At 59.4% G+C, this 4670-nt stretch carries 4 protein-coding genes; 2 read left to right on the top strand and 2 right to left on the bottom strand.

From position 1 onward, the window contains the following. Window positions 1-177 precede the first annotated feature (177 nt). Entirely contained in the window at window positions 178-1347 is a 1170-nt protein-coding gene (purK, locus tag WA354_RS21265) for a 5-(carboxyamino)imidazole ribonucleotide synthase (protein WP_472815025.1), read from the top strand. Window positions 1348-1358: 11 nt separating this feature from the next. Here the strand turns inward: purK and WA354_RS21260 are convergent, their stop codons facing one another. After that, complete coding sequence (locus tag WA354_RS21260; protein WP_472815024.1) at window positions 1359-1724, bottom strand: cupin domain-containing protein; 366 nt, start codon at window positions 1722-1724, stop codon at window positions 1359-1361. 8 nt (window positions 1725-1732) lie between these two features. Next, window positions 1733-3559: a translational GTPase TypA gene (gene typA / locus WA354_RS21255; RefSeq protein WP_472815023.1), complete on the bottom strand. Its 1827-nt coding sequence runs from the start codon at window positions 3557-3559 to the stop codon at window positions 1733-1735. Between the two features lie 258 nt (window positions 3560-3817). Here typA and WA354_RS21250 point away from each other — a divergent pair. Further along, on the top strand, window positions 3818-4670 hold an 853-nt coding region (locus tag WA354_RS21250), incomplete at its 3' end, for a ComEC/Rec2 family competence protein (protein ID WP_472815022.1).

Genomic DNA, 4670 nt, shown 5'->3' with positions numbered 1-4670 from the left:
TACGCTGGCCATCGGCAAGCCCGGAGCAGCGAACGCCGCACTGCTCGCCGCTGAAATTCTCGCCGGAACCGACGCCGCGCTCTACGAACGCCTCGCCGCTTGGCGTGCCGCACGCACCCAGGAAGTTCTCGACCAAACACTGGATCAGGAGCTCCCGCGGTGAGGCTGTCCGAACCTTTGACCCCTTTGACATCTTCCGTTGTAAGGCCCGGCGGACTGATCGCCATTCTTGGCGGCGGTCAGCTCGGCCGCATGACCGCCATGGCCGCGCGCACCATGGGCTATCGCGTGCGCGTCATGGACCCGGAGTTTCGGTGCCCCGCGAGCTTCGTGGTCGACGAAACGGTGGTGGGCACCTGGGACGACGTTGCCGCAGCAAAGCGGCTGGCCAGCGGAGCCGATGCCGTCACACTGGAGATTGAACAGATCGGCGTGGAAGCGTTGAGCGAGGTTGCGCAACTCGCTCCCCTCCGCCCCGGCGTCGAGCCCATCCGCATCATTCAGGACAAAACACTGCAGAAGACGTGGCTTGCTGAGAACGGATTTCCGGTTGGTCCTTTTCGCATCATCAGCAGCGAAGAGGATCTTCATCATGCCGTGAAGGCCCTCGCTGGCCGCGTATTTCTCAAGATCGGGCGAGGCGGATACGACGGCCGCGGCCAGGTGCGGATCGGCATGGAGGCTTTGCTCAACAAGCAAATCATCACAGACGCCTGGACCAGCGTTGGAAAAAAGCCTTCCGTCGCCGAACAAGCAATGGATCTCGTAAGCGAGATCAGCGTGATGGCGGCGCGCAATCCCGCGGGAGAGGTGCGCACGTATCCCGCCGCGCGCAATCACCACGAGAACCAGATCCTAGCCTGGAGTGTGCTGCCCGCCGGACTCTCGACCGACGTCGAAGCGCGCGCTGAAAAACTGGCAGCCGACATCATCGAGAAGCTCAGAATCGAAGGCCTGCTCTGCGTGGAAATGTTTATCACCCGCCAAGGACGCCTGCTGATCAACGAACTCGCGCCGCGACCGCATAACAGCTATCACCAGAGCGAGCGTGGATGCGTGACCAGTCAGTTCGAGCAACTGGTGCGTACAACATGCAATCTGCCGCTCGGCGATACGTCACTGATCACTCCGGCGGCAATCGTTAACCTGTTGGGAGATGTGTGGCTCACCTCGTCGCCGAACTTCGCCAAGGCGCTTGAGGTCCCCGGCGTGCGTCTGCATCTGTATGAAAAACGCGCCGCAAAGATGGGCCGCAAGATGGGGCATCTCTCAGCCACAGGCGCGACTGCGGAAGAGGCTCTCGAGCGCGTTCTTGAAGCGAAGAAGCAGCTCACTCTAACTGCCTGATCTAATCGGAATCAGATCCACACGTCATTCGCCGCTGTGCGTTCGCCGCTTTCCTCGCCGGTGTTGCGCACGCCGCGCGGTTCAATGAGCATCAGCTTGACTTCGCTTTCCGCGAAGGGCTTATGCTCCACTCCCTTGGGGACGACAAACATCTCGCCGGGGCCAACCTCCACCGCGCCATCGCGAAAATCAATCCGCAACGTGCCTTCGATCACAATGAAGGTCTCGTCGGTGTCTTTGTGGTCGTGCCAGATAAAGTCGCCCTGGAGCTTCACGATCTTGAATTGATAGTCGTTCATCTCGGCAATGACTTTGGGCTGCCACTGTTCGGTGAACAGCCCAAATTTCTCGCCGAGATTGATCGCCTTGTAGCTCATCAGTTCACCTATGAACTAAATTGCTCAGCCTTCTCCCAGCGCTTTGGCCGCTTGTTGGCCTGCAGAATCTTCTTGCGCAGGCGCAGCGACTTGGGCGTAATCTCCACCAGCTCATCGTCAGCGATGAACTCGATGGCTTGCTCGAGATTCAGAGTCTTATAAGGAACCAGACGGATAGCATCATCGGCGCTCGATGCGCGCATGTTGGTCAACTTCTTTTCGCGCACCACATTCACGTCGAGATCGTTGTCGCGCGAGTGCTCGCCGACCACCATGCCCTCGTAGACGTCCACACCAGCGCCAAGGAACAGAATGCCCCGCTCCTGCAATCCATTCAGCGAGTAAGTCGTCGTTAGTCCCTGGCGATCGGCAATTAACGCGCCCGTCGGCCGCTGCGGAATCTCGCCCTGGTAAGGGATATAGCCATCAAACAGCGCGTTCATCACAATCGTGCCGCGCGTCTCGGTAAGCATTTCACTGCGCAGGCCGATCAACCCCCGACTCGGCACGCGAAATTCCATTCGCACGCGGCCGGAGCCGTGATTGTGCATCTTGGTCATTTCGCCTTTTCGCGGCCCGAGCTTTTCGATTACCACGCCCGTGTGTTGCTCAGGAACGTCGATCGTGAGATGCTCCACCGGCTCCATGCGCGTGCCGTCCACAACCTTCGTCACAATCTCCGGACGCCCCGCCAGCAGCTCGAACCCTTCGCGCCGCATCATCTCGATCAGAATCGCGAGTTGCAATTCACCGCGCCCCAGCACCTTGAACGTATCGGGCGAGCCTGTCTCTTCCACGCGAATCGATACATTCGTCAGCAGCTCTTTTTCAAGCCGCTCGCGCAGGTTGCGGCTCGTCACATACGTGCCTTCCTTGCCCGCGAACGGCGAATTGTTCACGCTGAACGTGATTGCGATCGTCGGCTCATCAATCACGATCAGCGGCAGCGGCGCGGGTGTTTCGATCGAAGTAATCGTCTCGCCGATGGTGATGCCTTCAACGCCCGCGACGGCGACAATGTCACCCATCGTCGTTTCGGTGGTCTCGGTGCGCTTCAACCCTGAGAACGTGAACAGCTTGGTGATGCGCGTTTTCATCAGCGAGCCGTCGCGCTTCGAGATGTTCACGTCGTCGCCTGCGTGCAGCGTTCCTTGAAATACGCGGCAGATAGCGATGCGGCCGAAGTAGTCAGAGTAATCGAGATTAGTGACCAGAATCTGCAGCGGCGCATCCACATCACCCGTAGCCGCGGGAATCGTGGAAACGATGGTCTCGAACAGCGGTTGCAGGTTCTCTCCCGGCTTGGCCAGGTCAAGCGTGGCTGTGCCCGCCTTTGCTACCGCATACAGCACCGGGAAATCGAGTTGCGATTCTTCCGCATCGAGGTCGATGAAGAGGTCGTAGATTTCGTTCAGCACTTCCTGCGGACGCGCATCGGGGCGGTCGATCTTGTTGATCACGACGATGGGCTTGAGTTTCGCTTCCAGTGCCTTTGCGAGCACGTAGCGCGTCTGCGGCAGCGGCCCCTCGGCCGCGTCCACCAGCAGCATTACGCCATCGACCATCTTCAGAGCGCGCTCAACCTCACCCCCGAAATCGGCGTGGCCCGGGGTGTCGACAATATTGATCTTGCCGCCCTCAAAATTTACCGCCGTGTTCTTGGCGAGGATCGTGATTCCGCGCTCGCGCTCCAGGTCGTTCGAATCCATCACGCGCTCGGCAACCTGCTCGTTAGCGCGGAAAGTGCCGGACTGGCGAAGCATGGCGTCAACAAGGGTCGTCTTACCGTGGTCAACGTGGGCGATGATGGCGATATTGCGTATCGTCTGGCTCACAGGCGTAGTGTTCCTTCTCTTCTAGGGCAAATCTGGATTTGCGCTCAGGTATGGCCTCAGGCGGCCATCAGGTTGGGAATGAATACAAGATGAATGGCCACACAGTGCGGCACTTTCTATTTTACCAGTAGTGCGGTTTTCAGGCCGGTTTGGACCCAGTTCCCCAACTAATGCTTGGTCTTATACACTCTTCGGCAAATGCGAACCGCCGCTCACCAGCCTGCCAGCCCAACTGATCGCCCCCGGAACTTCTTCCGCATGCACGCTTTCCGGTTCGTCCTCGCAGCTTCGGCACTGGCGCTGATTTTCGTCCCAATCGCGACCACGCAGGCGCAATCCGAGGGCAAAGGCCTGCAGATTTACGCCATTGACGTCGAAGGTGGCCAGGCCACGCTGCTGGTGGCGCCTGGTGGTGGCCACTCACTGCTCGTCGATACGGGTTGGCCCGGCAACAACGGCCGCGACGCCCAGCGCATTGAGGCGGCGATGAAAGACGCCGGCATCGCGAAGATCGACAAGGTACTCATCACCCACTTCCACACGGATCACGTTGGCGGCGTGCCAAATCTCATCGAGCACGTCAAGGTAGGCGAGTTCCTCGACCACGGCGTCAACCGCGAAGACTCCGACATTACGCGCCACGACTACGCTGCTTACATCAAGGCCATCGGCACCACGCCGCGCCGCACCGTTCACCCCGGCGACACTATCGACGTACCCGGCCTCAGCATCATCGTTCTCACGGCGGACGGCGAACACATCAAATCGGTTCCGGGCGTAAAGGCCGAGCCGAATCCGTATTGCGCATCCGAGCCAAAGTGGGAACTCGACACGACTGAAAATCCCCGCTCAGCAGGAATTCTCGTGCGCTTCGGTAAATTCCGTTTTCTTGACCTCGGCGACCTCACCAAGACCAAGGAGATTCCCCTGGTCTGTCCCGACAACCTGATCGGGCGCGTCGACCTGTACCTAGTGAACCATCATGGTTTCAACCTTTCCAACTCCAAGGCCTTCGTCGACGCCATTCAGCCCCGTGTGGCCATCATGGATAATGGCGCGCATAAAGCAGGCAGTCCCGAGGCCTGGCAAACCGTGCACGAAAGCCCGGGGC

This window comes from Occallatibacter sp. (assembly GCF_049802275.1).
In the GTDB taxonomy this organism is placed as follows: Bacteria; Acidobacteriota; Terriglobia; order Terriglobales; family Acidobacteriaceae; genus Telmatobacter.
This window is presented reverse-complemented; position numbering and strand designations above follow the sequence as displayed.